The sequence below is a fragment of the Acinetobacter uliginosus genome (genome assembly GCF_044130295.1).
GTDB lineage: Bacteria > Pseudomonadota > Gammaproteobacteria > Pseudomonadales > Moraxellaceae > Acinetobacter.
Genome location: NZ_JBIQOC010000017.1, coordinates 25972 through 42650 on the forward strand (window position 1 = coordinate 25972; position 16679 = coordinate 42650).

The following is a 16679-nucleotide window of genomic DNA, read 5'->3' on the forward strand; positions in this document are numbered from 1 at the left end:
CTCCTTAACTCTGATGACTGATTTTGATGATGTAACTATAAAACTTAAGCTTATTGAAATTTTATTTTTTAAAATCCTAATTTTTTGTCATCATCTTTTTTAATTCAGTTAATTTCAATAAAGGATTTCCTTTGTGCAGCATGCGATGACAATTAGAACAAACTATTGCTAAATCTTCTAATTTAGTTTCAATTAATCCATCAGCTTGATGTAATGGAACCAAATGATGAACCTCACAAAAGCCATCACCTATTGCACCATATGTATTTTTAAAGTTAAAAGAACAAACTTCACATTCAATTTTTCCTGTTTGAGCAAATACTATTTGCTTTTTTTCTGTCACTATTTTTCTATTTCTCTCCCTAATCAAATGTGTCTTAAATCTAGGATTTCCTTCAAGCCCAATAATCTCTTCCTCAACATCAGGTAAACTATCAAAAAAATTATTACTTTCAATATATTCTTGTACTCTGCTAACAAGATTTCTAGCCTCAGGTGCTTGAGCATACCATACATTACTTTGACCAATTCCACCTTTAACAGCTCTTGGAATTAAGATAGTCCTCTCATTAACAGGGATAAGGTATGCATCAACAAAATTAGCTTCTATAAAATAAAAATCTAATTTATTTTTTTCATGAATATCAGATATTTTTAATAACTTTCGGGGCTCTTTATAAACTTTAGCATTTTTATACCATCCAACAACTACAGTACCACCACTATCTGGTCCTGCTGTCCATACTACGGTTACGCCATCAGCAAACTCATCCCCCTTACCAGCTCCTAATTTTTTAATATCAATTTTTCCTGAGGAACGGACATATCCAAATACTTTTCCATCTACATTAGTAAAATTACATACCTCATGACCAATTGAATGATCATTGAAAGCCCCTCCTCTTTTAGGTATATCTCCTTTAGCTCCATTATAATTATCCATCCAACCTACATTACAAAATAATATTGCCATAGCCTACCCTTAATTTTCTTTTTTAATAAACAAAACCCCACTTAACAGTAGGATTTTTTAAAACAATATCAATAACTTTTAATCTTTAATCCTCCCCAACCCTCCTTTTTCAAAGGAGGGAGTTCCCCTCTTTCGCAAAGAGGGGCTAGGGGAGATTTTAAAAAAGATTAAGCCACATTCCCTTCCAAGAAATCCTGTGCAAAGCGTTGCAATACACCACCCGCTTCATAAACAGAAACTTCTTCTTCGGTATCCAGACGGCAGGTTACAGGTACTTCAACAATCTGGTTTTTACCATCATCAGTCGAACGTTCAATGACTAAAGTCAAGGTCGAACGTGGCGCAATATTACCTACTACGCTATACAGTTCCGTACCATCCAGCTTTAAAGTCTTGCGGTTAGTACCCGGTTTAAATTCAAGTGGTAATACGCCCATACCGACTAAGTTAGTACGGTGAATACGCTCAAAACCTTCGGCCACAATCGCTTCCACACCGGCAAGACGCACACCTTTAGCTGCCCAGTCACGGCTAGAACCCTGACCGTAGTCCGCACCCGCAATAATGATTAACGGTTGCTTACGGTTCATGTAAGTTTCAATCGCTTCCCACATACGCATCACTTCACCTTCCGGCTCGACACGCGCTTTTGAACCCTGCTTGATGGTACCGTCAGCACGAACCACCATTTCATTGAACAGTTTCGGGTTGGCCAAAGTCGCACGCTGCGCAGTCAAGTGGTCACCACGGTGCGTTGCATAGGAGTTAAAGTCTTCCTCAGGCACGCCCATTTTATGCAGGTATTCACCCGCAGCTGAATCCATAATAATCGCATTTGATGGCGATAAGTGGTCGGTAGTGATGTTATCCGGCAAGATCGCCAGCGGACGCATGTTTGTCAAGGTACGCGGTGCAGCCAAAGCTCCTTCCCAATACGGCGGACGGCGGATATAGGTACTTTGCGGACGCCAGTCATACAGTGGACTTGCCGCTTTTTCACGCTCGCCCAAATCAAACATCGGGATATACACTTTTTTAAATTGCTCTGGTTTTACCGCAACTTTTACCAGCGCATCAATTTCTTCATCCGATGGCCAGATGTCTTTGAGGTAAATCGGATTACCATCTTTATCGTTGCCAAGTGAATCTTTTTCAATATCAAAACGAATCGTTCCGGCAATCGCATAAGCAACGACTAATGGCGGAGAAGCCAGGAAAGCCTGTTTTGCATAAGGATGGATACGACCATCGAAGTTACGGTTACCTGAAAGTACCGCAGTGGCATACAGGTCACGGTCAATAATTTCTTGCTGAATTTTTGGATCTAGCGCACCCGACATACCGTTACAAGTCGTACATGCATAAGCGACAATACCAAAACCGAGTTTTTCCAGGTCGTGCAGTACACCCGCTTCTTCAAGGTAAAGTGCAGCGGCTTTAGAACCCGGTGCAAAAGAGGATTTTACCCAAGGCTTACGGGTTAGACCCAACTCATTTGCCTTACGTGCCAATAAACCGGCTGCCACTGTATTACGCGGGTTAGAGGTATTGGTACAAGAAGTAATCGCCGCAATAATCACCGCACCATCCGGCATTAAGCCTTCTGCTTCTTGCGCACGAGCGGCCTCTAAATTACCCGCAATGCCTTTTTCTTTCAGGTCAGCCGTTGATACACGTGCATGCGGGTTTGACGGGCCGGCAATGTTACGAGTTACCGTTGACAAGTCGAAACGCAGTACGCGTGGATATTCCGCCTGTTTCATGTCTGAAGCCCAAAGACCAATTTCTTTGGCATATTGTTCAACCAGTTTCACCTGGTCTGCTTCACGACCGGTTAAAGTCAGATAATCAATGGTGTTCTGGTCAATATAGAACATCGCCGCAGTTGCACCATATTCAGGTGTCATGTTAGAGATGGTCGCGCGATCACCCACCGACATGCTGTCAGCACCTTCACCAAAGAATTCCAGGTACGCACCCACCACACGTTCTTTACGCAAGAACTCCGTTAGCGCCAAAACGATATCGGTTGCAGTAATGCCCGGCTTGCGCTGACCTACAAGTTCCACACCAATAATGTCCGGCAGACGCATCCAAGACGCACGGCCGAGCATGACGTTTTCAGCTTCCAAACCACCCACGCCCACAGAAATCACACCCAAGGCATCAGTATGTGGCGTATGCGAGTCTGTACCAACACAGGTATCCGGGAATGCCACACCTTCACGCTTTTGGATCACCGGAGACATTTTTTCCAGGTTGATCTGATGCATAATGCCGTTGCCCGCAGGAATCACATCGACATTTTCAAATGCGGTTTTGGTCCATTCAATAAAATGGAAACGGTCTTCGTTACGACGGTCTTCTACAGCACGGTTTTTGGCAAAAGCATCTGGGTCAAAACCGCCGTATTCCACAGCCAATGAATGGTCAACGATCAGCTGGGTTGGAACAACCGGGTTGACTTTAGACGGATCGCCGCCCTGATCGGAAATGGCATCACGCAAACCTGCAAGGTCAACCAGTGCGGTTTGCCCCAGGATGTCATGACACACCACACGTGCCGGATACCAAGGGAAATCGTGATCTTGTTTACGTTCAATCAGCTGACGTAAAGACTGTTCCAGAATAGCAGGATCACAACGGCGTACCAGCTGTTCGGCAAGTACTTTTGAAGTATAGGGAAGTTTTGCATATGCGCCTGGCTGAATATCTTCTACGGCTTGGCGTACGTCATAATATTCGAGCTGGGTACCTTGCAGTGGTTTGCGGTAGTTGTTGTTCATAGCTTACCTGCCTCTTGAATCATTTTTTCTTTACTACGTAATTGTTGTTGCGAGTTACAATCGGTTCAACGGCATAGTACACTGCCGAAAAGCCATTTCCCAAATCTTTTATATTTCATATATTTAGATATAAAAACAGGTGTTTTAGAAACATATTGTTACATAATTTTTTGGGATATTTGCTCTAATCATGCTTTTTTTGGAAAAATAGCGGGAAATACGCCTCATTCTTTAGTATTAGATATGCCTAAGCGAATAACAAACAATCTTGTTCTGTAATATTTATCCTAATCATTTAAGTGAATGTAAAGCTTATATTTTTTTATATTGCATTCGCTCTTGTCAGGCATTAAAACCTACAAAATAGCACTAAGCTGCAAATCTGAGGATCTAGCACTGCTTTTGATGCTTATCTTTTGAACATGCTTATTAGTAATACCGGTTTTTGCATCATTCCATCATTCTAACCCCTTCAAGTATGAGGTCAGAAAAGATCTTCACCTTACAAAAAATTGATCAAGGGTAAAAAATTTTGGTCGCCATTTTTATGTTAGAGCAGCGATTTTAATGCTAATGATTTTGTCGCTTGCCCGCATTCATTTAAACAAAACTGCATATTTCCGAATTTCAGTAAAGCTATAGCAATCTGGGCTTTTTGTTTGCCTATCTGCACTGCATGCTGCAAAATATCTGCACTAATGATTTGTGAAATATATCCAGAGGCTAGTCATGTCAACGTCTACTGCTTTTACACTATTCACTTTAAAGGGTGTAGATGCACAAAAATTCCTTCAGGGCCAAGTGACTTTAAATGCTGAGGCATTAGCCGAAAACCTGACTCGCTATACCGCGATCTGTAGTTTAAAAGGACGAATCCAGTTTGGCTTATGGCTAAAAAAAATTAGTCCGGAAAGTTTTGAAATTGTGGTCACTGACGATCAGGCCGAAGAATTTGCCAAACACATTAAAAAATTTGGTGCTTTTTCGAAAATGAAGCTGGAACAAGTCGGCCGAGTTTTCCCTACGCTCAATGGCGATAGCACCGATTTTTCTAGCACTGAAACCGATATCGCAGCTTGGCAGCTGCAAGCGATTGAAGCCGGTCAGGCCTGGATTGAAGCGACAACGGCACAAGAATTCCAGCCGCAAGAACTGCGTTTGCATCAGCGTGAAGGCGTACATTATGACAAGGGCTGCTATTTGGGTCAGGAAATTATTGCACGCCTCTGGTTCAAGGCCAAACCGAAACACTGGCTGCATTTGGTGCAAGGTAGCGGTGATGCTCCTGCTGCTGCAACCCAGTTAAACAATGATGTTGAAGTGATCAACAGCATTGCTGTGGATGGCGGTTATAAAGCCCTGGTCGTGGCAAAACCTGCTGCGCTTGAAGAGCTGGGGTTACAAGTTCTAGATTTGCCTGAAGCTTTAAATGGTGATGTAGCACGTCCACAGTAAATCTTGAAACTTTAGATATTTAAGCTTTGGATATATGCTGCACTGAGCCTCCATCTTTGGAGGCTTTTTTATGCATTTGAAGGGATACTAAACCGATCACATTTCCGGATTAAAAACCATGAAACAGCTTGTTCATGTCTTTGCAGACATATTTTTTAAATGAATAATCACGCGCATGCTTGGCATCAAATTTTGCTTCAAGCTCACCTTTTTTAAAAATATAGACACGGTCATCTTTACTGACCAAATATTCAGCCCCCAGTTTCATCAGCAAAGCATCCATTTTTTCTTCTTCAGGAATATTGCTGTCCAGATTGACCCGATCATAGGCACGTTTAATGGCTTTAATGAACATTTATCTACTCACACATTAATTCAGCCGCGATTTAAACAAAGATTGGCTGAAAAACAAAGTGCCATTTCGCTGCTGCGTATTTTTCTCTGATCCTTGTGCTTGATGGTTTTAAATTTTAAGCACAAAATAATTCATCTACAAAGCCCTCACCCTACTTAAGCTTGCTTTAAGATTTTCTACCCAAAATCGAGCCAGTAGCAATTATGTAAATATCTATGAAATATTATGGTAATGCACCCCTCATGTATTTACATTAACATAAATAAACTTATGATGTTAAAGGAAGGGTTCCATATTCATTTTTAAGTACATAAATGGAATTAAGATTATGTTTATAAAAGGTTTTTAAAAAATATGAAAAGAATTATACTTGCCAGCCTGATCGCTTTGTCTTCAAGTTTCGCGATGGCTGAAATGACAACCACTTCTGTTGATCCTGCATTTGCCAAAGTAGAAACACTGGTCAAAGCCAACGATATGAAAGGCGCTTATCAAGAACTGGATAAACTAGCAAAAACAGGAAATGCACAGGCCCTTTATAATTTGGCCTACCTGACTCAAACCGGTCAAGGCACTACCAAAGATGAGAAAAAAGCCATCCAGCTGTATCAAGAGTCTGCAAACAAAGGCTATCCAGTCGCCAACTATGTCCTAGGTAAAAACTACATGACCGGTACTTTAGGTCTGCCCCAAGATACTAAAAAAGCCAAACAGTATTTAGAAAAAGCATCTAAACAAGGTTTTGATGATGCCAGCGTAGATTTGGCCGTATTACTGTTTTCTGAAGGTACAGCAGCATCAGATAAACTGGCTTTACAAAAATTAGATCCGCTGATCAAAAAAGGCAATTATCAGGCCATTCATGCCAAAGCGTTATATGACATCAGTCAGGGTTTTAAAAACAAAAACGAAGCGCCAATTAAGCAAGGCTTAAAAAGCATTCAGGATCTGGCACAAAAAGGCTATATTCCCGCTTTAATGGCTGTAGGTAACATGTTTGCCAACGGTAAAATCGTTCCGCAAAACCTGCCTGAAGCGAAAAAAATTTTTGAGGCTTTAGCCAAAGAAAATATTCCGCAAGCCAAACAATCTTTAGCTGTGGTGGATAAAATGATTGCCGAACAGGCCAAAAACCCGCCTAAAGCTACTACTGAAAAGAAAAGCTAATCACTGCAGAGATGATTAAAAGCCTCAATTCCGGGGGCTTTTTTTTATAGCTGTTATTTTGTTGCTATTCATGCTGACCGTAAAATTTTAAGCCCACCAGACACTAATTAACACACTCACCACAATGAATCCTAAAATGGTACTCATCAATAAAGGAGTTAAAGTTTTTTCATTTAAACCATACGCTTGACCTAACATGGCAAAAATGGTCGGCATCGGCAAAGCGGCAATAAGCGTTCCAGCATAGACCATTTCCTGACTCACATCGGTTAAATAATTCAAACCCAGAAACATCAGCAAAGGCATGATCAGGTTACTTGAAATCACCAGATAAAAGCTTTGCAGATTCACATATTTCAGCGTCAATCCCACAATCCCGCCACCAATCGAGAACAAGGCTAAAGGCGATGCCGTTTGTCCAAGCAAGGCCAAGACCTGATCCAGCTGTTTAGGAATATGAATCTGAAAGATGGCGCAGGCTATCCCCAGCATGACGCCCATAAACAAGGGATTTTTCAATAAAGTAACCACCGTGCTCTGGAGGATTTGGGCAAAACTGGCCTTTTGTGAGTTTCCCAGTTCCGCCAGAATCAGCACTGCCGGAATAAGCAGCACACTTTCAATGATTACCACCAAAGAGGTATAGGTCATCGCCTTTTGTCCCAGCAGCAAGGACAATACCGCCGTACCAATGAGCCCGGTATTCGACATGGCCGCACCTAGCGACAAAACTGAAGACTGTGAACGGTCATTTTTAAAGTAATGGGAAACAATAAAAAATGCCGCAGCATATAAAATAAAAGTCACGCCGCTATAGACAAGAAAGTATTCGGGATACCAGATTTCATGCAAATCTTTTGCGGCCAAAGATTGGAAAAATAAAGCAGGTAGCGCAATTTTAATGACAAAGGCCCCAACAGCATTGACTTGCTCTTTTGTTAAAAGCTGAAAATTTACCGAAAAATAACCTAAAGCTAATAAGAAAAAGATCGGCACGATGACCGTAAAGACCATATGGAATTTGTCCTTTCAATAAATAAAACTACTTGCCCAGACTCCGACTCTTTAGAGTCGGAGTATTAAAACATTCAAGCGAAATATCGGGATGAAGCATTAAAAAGCGCTAAACAACGCTTTTAATCCACGCGGCTGACAGCGCAAATATTGCGGTGCAATTTGAATATTTTCACCCAACTCTGCGGCAGCATGCCATGGCCAGCGCGGGTCATACAGCATAGCACGAGCTAAAGCAATTGCGTCAGCTTGCTGATAATGCAAAATTCCTTCAGCCTGCATGGCTTCAGTAATTAAACCCACAGCAATCACGGGAATGCTGACCACCTGCTTAATGGCATGAGCAAATGGAACCTGATAATTGGCTTCCAGATGAATATTCTGATCGATATGCAAGCCACCACTCGACACATGGATATATACCGCCCCCAATTGCTCTAAAGCTTTGGCCAAACCGACCGAAGATTCGACATCCCAACTGTCATGCCCCTCCATCCAGTCTGTTGCAGAAATACGCACACCTATAGGGTAACCTTCAGGAACTACATTTTTCATGGCCTGAAATATTTCCAGCGTTAAGCGAATGCGGTTCTCGAAACTGCCGCCATATTCGTCTTGGCGCTGATTCGATAATGGTGACATAAATTGATGCAGCAAATAACCATGTGCTGCATGCACTTCAATTAAGTCAAAACCGGCATCCACGGCACGCTTGGCAGCATCAGCAAAGTCTTGAATCACTTGCTGGATTTCATCTTTACTCAGCGCATGCGGTGCATGATCGGCTGGATTAAAAGGAATGTCACTGGCAGAAACTGTTTGCCAGCCATGAGTCTCTGTCGGCTTAAATTGACCTCTTCCATTCCAAGGTTTATCGGTTGAGGCTTTACGCCCTGCGTGTGCCAATTGCACTGCAAACGGCATAGGCGAAAGTGTCTTTATTTTTGTCAGTAATGCCTTAATCTGATCACGCTGTGTATCATTCCACAATCCCAAATCGGCATAACTGATCCGCCCTTCCGCTTGCACTGCGGTGGCTTCAACAATACATAAACCGGCACCAGACAAGGCATAATTAGCCCATTGCTGCTCATGCCAATAGGTCACTTCCCCTTGTTCAGTTGCCGAATACTGACACATTGGAGCAATTACGATTTTATTGCTCAGTTTTAACGAACCAAATTGAATTGGTTGAAATAATAACGCCACGCTTAGCCCCCTGTTAGAATACCTTGCTCACACTTAATCCCGCACTCCAGTTCAAACCATCTGCGGGTTCAAAGAAGCGTCCATTACCCTCATTTACAATCACTGAACCGACATAGTCTTTATCCAACAGATTATCGACTCGCGCAAAAGTCCGGACTTTCCAGTCGGCCTGTTTCCAGACATAACCGACATTGGCCGAAACGATGCTATAACTTGGTGCGGCATCGCTATTTACATCATCTACATAGACCTGATCCATATAGCGGACATCAAAACCCGCATTAAAGCCGATTTCCGGCTGCCAGCCTAAAGAGGCAAATGCCTGATTTTTAGCGATACCCGGAATCTTGTTGCCTTTCTGCACCATACTGTCCGGAATCGCTGCATCAAATGTAGCATCAATATAGCTGTAGCTGGCCTGAGCAGTTAAATCACGCCATAGATTTTTGTTCCAGGACAGCTCCCCCCCTTCACGCAGCGTTTTATCCGCATTCTTATAGGTCGCACGGCCATCCACTGTTCCAGCAGAAACAATATCGTTTTGTGTTTTGCTTTGGAAGACTGCAGCCGTGAAATTGCCCCACATATTTTGTGCTTTCACACCCAGTTCATAATTATTACTGCTGGCGGGCTTTAAATTAAAGTTTATGCCATCGTTTGCTGAATAGGCCATTTCGGTAAAGGTGGGAGTTTCAAAACCTTTGGCATAGCTGGCATAAACATTGAACCGGTCATTCATTTTCCAGCTTAAAGCCACTGAAGGTAGCACCTGGTCATAGTCGGTCTTGCCGCTATCATCGCCATTGCCTGTGACAATATAGTGATCGTTGGACTGGTAATGTACATTGCTATAACGCAGTCCTGTGTCCAAGGTCCAATTGGGTAAAAAATCCCACGCGGCTTGAAGATAGGGATCTAAATTCCATAAAAAATTCTGTTCATCACGGCGTAGCTTCCCTTTTACGCCAAATTGCCCATTGGCATCAAAGTTTTCATAACCCTGGCGGTCTTCATCCATATAATCAAAGGCCAGACCTGCTGTTACACGTGTATTGGGTAAAAGATTCTTTCCAGTCCAGCGAATATCAGTGCCGTAATAATCACGGCTGAAATCAATCACACCGCCGGCATGGCGTGAGTTTATTTGAGTTGCCGAAGGAATCGACTGATACTGGGTCACTTCACGATGTCCCAGATAAGCCATAGCATACAGTTCATGCTGGTCATTGATCGGTTTAGACCAGGTCAGACCGGTCTGGGTTTGATTAATTTCCTTGCGCACGTCATAGATATTGTTCGCATCATTGACCTGTTTGGGATTGGCTTGCCACTGCTGGCGGGTCAAACCTTGCGGATCATCGGCATTTATATCAACATGATTCATAATCCAGTTCAGTTTAGAGCCGTCATCCAGATTCCAGGTCAGTTTGGCATTACTCAGTACTTTATGCGCAGCACTGTGGTCACGGTAGCCATCAGTATCAAAATAAGAGGAACTGAGCACATAACTCGGCTCACCGGCCCGATCTGCACCACCTTGCAATATCACATTGGCACGGCTTTTATGCTGACTGCCAGCTGAATAGCCCAATTCAATGGAATCTTTGCATGCTCCCTGTTTGGTCGTGGTCAAAATCGTTCCGCCAGAGGAATTGCCATAAAGTGTAGAAAATGGCCCACCCAGTACTTCAATATGATCCAGACTGCTTAAATCAATATTTGAGGTCTGGCCCTGCCCATCCGGCATGCTCGCAGGAATACCATCGACATATAAACGGATACCACGCACACCAAAAGTTGAACGGGCACCAAAGCCACGCATGGAAATCTGTAAATCCTGGGCATAATTTTCGCGGTTATTCAACTGTAGCCCGGGAACTCCTTTCAAGCTTTCAGAAAGATTTACACCCAGATGATTCGTATGCTTATTTTGTTCGATTCGATATACGGAATCAGGTGTTTGCAGCCAGTCAGTATCGCTACGTGTCGCTTCCATTTTAATGACAGGAAGCAAAACCGGGTCAGTAGAATCAGGGGCAGCATAAAGATGCTGGCAGAGGCATGCTGTCAGGTAAAGCAAAGTCTTAGGGAAGAAAATCTCGTAATATTTACCTGGCATAGCTTGCTCTATATCTTATTAAAATACTGCTTAAAAGCTTAAACGAACTACCTGCATAGCGTTTAAGTTTATTTGTAGTACCAAAGTTAATGACCCTTTCAGATTAAGATGAAGCATTTAGATTGAGGCGAAGCATAAAGCAATCGGCGAATCAAAATGACTGCTAGAATCAGTCCATTGCATTTATTAATCAACTGCAACAAGCATATAGATTTTTTTAAGACTCCCTTGCAATCCCCTCTTAGCAGTCCAATATTAAGCACAAAGTTTTCTTGATACATTTGATCCCATGCCTGAATTACCTGAAGTTGAAACCACCAAAACCAGTCTCTTGCCACTGTTGGATCAAACCGTCTTAAAGGTAGAGGTCCGTCAGCCGAGCTTACGTTGGCCTATTCCTGAGAATATACAAAAGTTGGTGGGTCAAAAATTGCTGAAACTCACCCGCCGTTCCAAATATATTTTGGCAGAGTTTGAACAAGACTGTATGCTCTGGCATTTGGGCATGTCGGGCAGTTTCAGATTATGTGCAGCAACAGATGAACTGCGCAAACACGATCATCTGATCATTCAATTTGAAGATATTGAACTGCGTTATCATGACCCGCGCCGTTTTGGCTGTATTTTATGGCTCGATCAAAACTCGCAAAGCAAACTGATTGATACTTTAGGGCCTGAACCTTTGAGTGAAGCCTTTAATGCTGAATATCTGTTTGAAAAATTTAAAAAGAAAAATGTAGCAGCGAAAGTGGCGATTATGGATAACCACATGGTGGTAGGAGTGGGCAATATTTATGCCACGGAAAGTTTATTTAATGTAGGGATTCACCCCGCTCAACCTGCTTCTAGCCTGAGTTTTCAGCAAATTGAACAGTTAGTTATAGAAATTAAACGCATTTTAAAACAGGCCATTGATCTCGGTGGCTCGACTTTACGTGACTATACCAATGCCATGGGTGAAAATGGTTATTTCCAGCAAACCCTGCTGGCTTATGGCCGGGCCGGTGAAATGTGTGTGAACTGTGAAACCACGTTGGAAAATTTAAAACTCGGACAGCGTGCATCGGTCTTTTGTCCAGAATGTCAGCCTCTAAAAAAAGTTAAAATAGCCCACCAGAAAGCCATTAAAGGAAGCCAAGCATGAAATCTGCCATCGTTCGACATATCCTGGTTAAGGATAAAGTGTTTGCTGAACAGCTAAAAAAGAAAATTCAGGATGGGGCTGATTTTGCCAACATTGCCAAACAGCATTCCACCTGTCCATCGGGCAAAAAAGGTGGCGAACTGGGTGATATCAAAAAAGGCCAGTTAGTCGGTCCGATTGATAAAGCTGTATTTACATTGCCTGAACGTGAATTACATGGCCCGATTAAGAGTCAGTTTGGCTGGCATTTACTGGAAATTAAGTTCCGGATGTAATCCCCCCTTGCGAAGCAGTGATTCTCACCTTTTCCAAAGGGGGACCACTCCTCCCTTTATCAAAGGGAGGTTGGGAGGGATTTTATAAAAAAAGGTACATTCAGCACCGTTTTTTATTTCAGAAAAGAAATTACATTTGTGGACGTTGTTTCAATTCATCACGGATTTCACGCAGTAACTGAATATCTTCCGGTGTTGGGGCAGGTGCTGCCGGCACTTCCTCTTTTGTACGGCGCATACGGTTTAACATTTTTACCATCAGGAACACCACCCAAGCCAAAATAATAAAGTTAATTAAAATCGTGAGGAAATTACCATAGGTCAGCACGTTAATTCCGGCTTTGGTCAATGCATCCAAAGATTGCAGATTCTCCGGATTATCCCCGAGGACGATAAATTTCTGGGTAAAATCAACGCCTCCACCCGTAATCAGGGTAATGATGGGCATGATGATATCTTTCACCAATGAGTCGACAATTTTACCGAATACCCCGCCAATGATAACCCCGATAGCCAAATCCATCATGTTGCCCTTGATGGCAAACTCTTTAAATTCTTGAACAATACTCATACTTGACTCCTTAGACCATTTTCAGTGTTTTTATAGGGTGATAATTAATCTGTTGTTAGGGGTACTTTAGCAATTTTTGCTCACAGAGCAGTTTCATTTTGTAACTTATGCTCACAAAAAAACCGCTAACCTTAGTTAGCGGTTTTTTATATCTGCTAAACAGAAAAATTATTTACCGCGGTTACGCTTACGTTCGTTTTCAGTCAAGTAACGCTTACGGATACGAATTGATTTCGGTGTTACTTCAACCAACTCGTCATCTTCGATGAATTCAAGCGCCTGTTCAAGCGTGTATTCAATATTAGGTACAAGTGTTAAGGCATCATCAGTACCTGATGCACGTACGTTAGTGAGCTGTTTTGCTTTAGTCGGGTTAACCACCATGTCGTCAGAACGCGAGTTAATACCCACGATCATTCCTTCATAAACTTCCAACTGTGGTTTAGCAAATAGACGGCCACGGTCTTGTAGTGTGAACAATGCATAGCCCAGGCAAGTACCTTGAACCATAGAAATCAACACACCGTTTTGACGTTTAGCAACAGTACCTTGTTTCATTGGACCGTAGTGCGAGAAGCTTGATGTCATGATCCCTGTACCAGAAGTCATGGTCAAGAATTCAGAACGGAAACCGATCAAGCCACGTGAAGGAACAGTTGCTTCAATACGGATACGGCCTTTACCGTCAACTTCCATATTGGTCATCTCGCCTTTACGGTGACCCATTTGTTCCATTACAGCACCTTGATGCTGTTCTTCAACGTCAAAAGTTACGTTTTCGTACGGCTCTTGCATTTGGCCGTCGATTTCTTTCAAGATTACTTGCGGACGAGATACACCCATCTCGAAGCCTTCACGACGCATGTTTTCGATCAAAACTGAAAGGTGAAGTTCACCACGGCCAGACACTTTAAAACGGTCTGGACTGTCAGTATCTTCAACACGAAGTGCTACGTTATGAATCAATTCGCGATCTAGACGTTCACGGATGTTACGTGAAGTCACGAATTTACCTTCTTTACCAGCAAACGGTGAGTTGTTGACCTGGAACGTCATCGATACGGTAGGTTCATCTACAGACAATGGCGGTAAAGCTTCAACAGCTTTCGGATCACAGATTGTGTCAGAAATGTTGAGTGCATCAATACCCGTTACACAAACGATATCGCCTGCAGAAGCTTCTTCAACGTCAACACGATCTAGACCATGGTAACCCATGATTTTTAAGATACGGCCGTTACGCGTCTTACCATCTTTATCGATCACAGTCACTTGCGTATTTAATTTCACTGAACCGCGCTGGATACGACCAACACCGATCACACCAACGAAGCTGTTATAGTCAAGTGAAGAAATCTGCATTTGGAATGGACCATCAACATCAACTGCTGGTGGCTCAACGATATCAACGATTGTTTGGAACAACGGTGTCATATCTTCAGCAAGTTCTTCTGGAGAAGGACCAGCAACACCACGAAGACCTGAAGCATAAACGATCGGGAAGTCTAACTGTTCGTCAGTACCACCAAGATTATCAAACAGATCAAAAACTTGATCGATCACCCAGTCACAACGTGCACTTGGCTTGTCGACTTTGTTGATAATCACGATTGGTTTCAAACCACGTGCAAAGGCTTTTTGTGTTACGAAGCGTGTTTGTGGCATTGGACCTTCTTGTGCGTCCACAAGTAGCAATACACAGTCTACCATCGATAATACACGTTCTACTTCACCACCGAAGTCGGCGTGCCCCGGGGTGTCGACGATGTTAATGCGGTATTCAGTATTAGTACGTTCATCTAACCATTTGATTGCAGTGTTTTTTGCAAGAATGGTAATACCACGTTCACTTTCAATAGCGCCTGAATCCATGACACGCTCAATCTCGCCCGCTCGTTCACCGAGTGCACCTGATTGTTGTAAAAGTTTGTCTACAAGAGTTGTTTTACCGTGGTCAACGTGCGCAATAATGGCAATGTTGCGGAGAGTTTTAATATCTGACATGTAAATTCGATACGCTTTAAACTTTAAATTTGAGGGCAAATTATACAGAAAAAACTAAACTTTTAGTAGTGACAGTTTATTGACAGTTACAAGTTTTTTTGACTATTCGTCCTTTTTTTCGTTTGTAAACTCCTGTAACTCGATTAGAATAACGCCAAATTGCTGTTGTACCTTTCTTACATGTCTGATTTACAAAACTCTCCCAAACAACAAGATCGTCTTGATTTGGTCTACGGATTAAACGATCGCCCCAAACCATTTATCGCTTTTCTCGCTGCCCTGCAACATTTACTTGCGATTATTGTCCCGATTGTCACCCCTGGTCTTTTGATCTGTCTTGCTTTAGGCGTTTCAAAAGAAGACACCAACATGATTCTTTCCATGTCTTTGGTAATCTCCGGGATTGCAACCTTTTTACAATGTAAAAAAGTTGGCCCTTTGGGCGCGGGTCTTTTAATTGTACAAGGCACCAGTTTTAACTTTATTGGTCCGATTATCGGCATTGGTTCAGCCATGGTCGCAGCAGGTACCCCTGTTGAAGCAGTGATGGCTTCTATTTTTGGTGTAGTAATTGCCGGCTCATTTATTGAAATGGGTGTATCACGTATTTTACCTTGGGTAAAACAACTGATCACTCCCCTTGTTACAGGTATTGTCGTCCTGCTGATTGGTTTGACCTTAATTAAGGAAGGTTTAATCAGTATGGGGGGCGGTTATCAGGCCATGGGCGATAAAACCTTTGCCAACGCCGATAACCTGATCATGTCATGTACGGTACTGGCGATTATTATTGTCCTGAACCGTGTCCGTATTACCTGGATCAAAAGCTCCGCCATTCTGATTGCCCTGATTATTGGTTATGCTCTTGCCGGCTTTATGGGCCATCTTGATTTTTCAGGCATGAAAGATGCGCCAATGGTTCAGATTCCAACACCGATGCATTTTGGTTTAAGCTTCTCTTGGAGCTTGTTTATTCCAATGGCCTTTATTTATCTGGTCACATCTTTAGAAGCGATTGGTGACATTACCGCAACTTCAAAGATTTCCAATCAGCCAGTCGATGGTCCAGTATGGATGGAGCGTATTAAAGGCGGTGTGCTGGTGAATGGTGCCAACTCTTTGCTCGCCGGCTTATTCAATACTTTCCCAAGTTCGGTATTTGCACAAAATAATGGCGTCATTCAGCTTACTGGTGTTGCAAGCCGTTATGTCGGCATCTGGATTGCAGCATTACTGGTGATTTTGGGCTTGTTACCTGCAGTTGCTGGCGTGATTCAAGCAGTTCCTCAAGCCGTGCTTGGCGGTGCAGTCATGGTGATGTTTGGTGCTGTGGCGGCTTCTGGTATTAATATCTTGTCAGGGATTCATCTTGACCGTCGTGCCCTGTTAATTATTGCCATTTCACTGGCACTCGGTTTGGGGGTTGCACAAGTCCCACAAATTTTGGAACATCTTCCTGAATTATTCCGTAACATCTTCAGTTCCGGTGTGGCGACTGGTGGTATTGCAGCATTGCTTTTAAATATTATTCTTCCTGAATCGAAGCAATAATTTCATTTCAGCATCAACTCTGCCCAGCATTGTCTGGGCAGAGTTTTTCAATGGCG

Annotated in this window: 13 protein-coding genes; 5 read left to right on the top strand and 8 right to left on the bottom strand. The window is 42.7% G+C overall.

Translation table 11 applies throughout. From position 1 onward, the window contains the following. Window positions 1-76: 76 nt before the first annotated feature. Entirely contained in the window at window positions 77-973 is an 897-nt protein-coding gene (locus ACE01T_RS05530) for an HNH endonuclease (RefSeq protein ID WP_180081683.1), read from the bottom strand. A gap of 167 nt (window positions 974-1140) precedes the next feature. After that, window positions 1141-3759 carry a Fe/S-dependent 2-methylisocitrate dehydratase AcnD gene (gene acnD / locus ACE01T_RS05535; protein WP_300044093.1) on the bottom strand — a complete coding sequence of 873 codons (2619 nt, stop codon included), beginning with the start codon at window positions 3757-3759 and terminating at the stop codon, window positions 1141-1143. A gap of 729 nt (window positions 3760-4488) precedes the next feature. Between acnD and ygfZ the strand changes: the two genes are divergently transcribed. After that, complete coding sequence (ygfZ, locus tag ACE01T_RS05540; RefSeq protein WP_180044024.1) at window positions 4489-5214, top strand: CAF17-like 4Fe-4S cluster assembly/insertion protein YgfZ; 726 nt, start codon at window positions 4489-4491, stop codon at window positions 5212-5214. A 109-nt stretch (window positions 5215-5323) separates the two neighbouring features. On the opposite strand, the gene ACE01T_RS05545 is transcribed toward ygfZ, so the two are convergent. Then, entirely contained in the window at window positions 5324-5569 is a 246-nt protein-coding gene (locus tag ACE01T_RS05545; RefSeq protein WP_395518890.1) for a hypothetical protein, read from the bottom strand. Window positions 5570-5923: 354 nt separating this feature from the next. Here ACE01T_RS05545 and ACE01T_RS05550 point away from each other — a divergent pair, with 354 nt between their 5' ends. Next, window positions 5924-6736 (top strand): tetratricopeptide repeat protein, encoded by an 813-nt coding sequence (locus ACE01T_RS05550; protein WP_300044098.1) that lies wholly within the window; start codon window positions 5924-5926, stop codon window positions 6734-6736. 87 nt (window positions 6737-6823) lie between these two features. Here ACE01T_RS05550 and ACE01T_RS05555 read toward each other — a convergent pair whose 3' ends face one another. The 3 genes from ACE01T_RS05555 to ACE01T_RS05565 all read right to left on the bottom strand — a co-directional run bounded on the left by ACE01T_RS05555 (window position 6824) and on the right by ACE01T_RS05565 (window position 11078). Next, on the bottom strand, window positions 6824-7750 hold the full coding sequence (locus tag ACE01T_RS05555) for an AEC family transporter (RefSeq protein WP_300044100.1): 927 nt from the start codon (window positions 7748-7750) through the stop codon (window positions 6824-6826). A gap of 99 nt (window positions 7751-7849) precedes the next feature. Then, window positions 7850-8959: an NADH:flavin oxidoreductase/NADH oxidase gene (locus ACE01T_RS05560; RefSeq protein ID WP_300044102.1), complete on the bottom strand. Its 1110-nt coding sequence runs from the start codon at window positions 8957-8959 to the stop codon at window positions 7850-7852. A 13-nt stretch (window positions 8960-8972) separates the two neighbouring features. Beyond that, complete coding sequence (locus ACE01T_RS05565; protein ID WP_300044104.1) at window positions 8973-11078, bottom strand: TonB-dependent receptor; 2106 nt, start codon at window positions 11076-11078, stop codon at window positions 8973-8975. 289 nt (window positions 11079-11367) lie between these two features. Between ACE01T_RS05565 and mutM the strand changes: the two genes are divergently transcribed. Both mutM and ACE01T_RS05575 read left to right on the top strand, forming a co-directional pair. Further along, window positions 11368-12222 (top strand): bifunctional DNA-formamidopyrimidine glycosylase/DNA-(apurinic or apyrimidinic site) lyase, encoded by an 855-nt coding sequence (mutM, locus tag ACE01T_RS05570; protein ID WP_395518891.1) that lies wholly within the window; start codon window positions 11368-11370, stop codon window positions 12220-12222. After that, window positions 12219-12497 (top strand): peptidylprolyl isomerase, encoded by a 279-nt coding sequence (locus ACE01T_RS05575; protein WP_300044108.1) that lies wholly within the window; start codon window positions 12219-12221, stop codon window positions 12495-12497. The genes mutM and ACE01T_RS05575 overlap by 4 nt, the downstream gene beginning before the upstream one ends. A gap of 130 nt (window positions 12498-12627) precedes the next feature. Here the strand turns inward: ACE01T_RS05575 and mscL are convergent, their stop codons facing one another. Together mscL and typA are read right to left on the bottom strand one after the other, a co-directional pair. Then, a complete protein-coding gene (gene mscL / locus ACE01T_RS05580; protein WP_395518892.1) occupies window positions 12628-13068 on the bottom strand; it encodes a large conductance mechanosensitive channel protein MscL in 441 nt (146 codons plus the stop codon). A 168-nt stretch (window positions 13069-13236) separates the two neighbouring features. Beyond that, window positions 13237-15072, bottom strand: coding sequence for a translational GTPase TypA (gene typA, locus ACE01T_RS05585; protein ID WP_166170857.1), 1836 nt, complete (start codon window positions 15070-15072; stop codon window positions 13237-13239). Between the two features lie 180 nt (window positions 15073-15252). Here typA and ACE01T_RS05590 point away from each other — a divergent pair, with 180 nt between their 5' ends. Next, window positions 15253-16623 carry a uracil-xanthine permease family protein gene (locus ACE01T_RS05590; protein ID WP_086195686.1) on the top strand — a complete coding sequence of 457 codons (1371 nt, stop codon included), beginning with the start codon at window positions 15253-15255 and terminating at the stop codon, window positions 16621-16623. Window positions 16624-16679: the final 56 nt, after the last annotated feature.

Coding starts and splice junctions, on each gene's coding strand:
- mutM (WP_395518891.1), top strand. CDS start 11,368: ATGCCTGAATTACCTGAAGTTGAAACCACCAAAACCAGTCTCTTGCCA.
- ACE01T_RS05545 (WP_395518890.1), bottom strand. CDS start 5,569: ATGTTCATTAAAGCCATTAAACGTGCCTATGATCGGGTCAATCTGGAC.
- ygfZ (WP_180044024.1), top strand. CDS start 4,489: ATGTCAACGTCTACTGCTTTTACACTATTCACTTTAAAGGGTGTAGAT.
- ACE01T_RS05550 (WP_300044098.1), top strand. CDS start 5,924: ATGAAAAGAATTATACTTGCCAGCCTGATCGCTTTGTCTTCAAGTTTC.
- ACE01T_RS05575 (WP_300044108.1), top strand. CDS start 12,219: ATGAAATCTGCCATCGTTCGACATATCCTGGTTAAGGATAAAGTGTTT.
- ACE01T_RS05590 (WP_086195686.1), top strand. CDS start 15,253: ATGTCTGATTTACAAAACTCTCCCAAACAACAAGATCGTCTTGATTTG.
- acnD (WP_300044093.1), bottom strand. CDS start 3,759: ATGAACAACAACTACCGCAAACCACTGCAAGGTACCCAGCTCGAATAT.
- mscL (WP_395518892.1), bottom strand. CDS start 13,068: ATGAGTATTGTTCAAGAATTTAAAGAGTTTGCCATCAAGGGCAACATG.
- typA (WP_166170857.1), bottom strand. CDS start 15,072: ATGTCAGATATTAAAACTCTCCGCAACATTGCCATTATTGCGCACGTT.
- ACE01T_RS05565 (WP_300044104.1), bottom strand. CDS start 11,078: ATGCCAGGTAAATATTACGAGATTTTCTTCCCTAAGACTTTGCTTTAC.
- ACE01T_RS05530 (WP_180081683.1), bottom strand. CDS start 973: ATGGCAATATTATTTTGTAATGTAGGTTGGATGGATAATTATAATGGA.
- ACE01T_RS05555 (WP_300044100.1), bottom strand. CDS start 7,750: ATGGTCTTTACGGTCATCGTGCCGATCTTTTTCTTATTAGCTTTAGGT.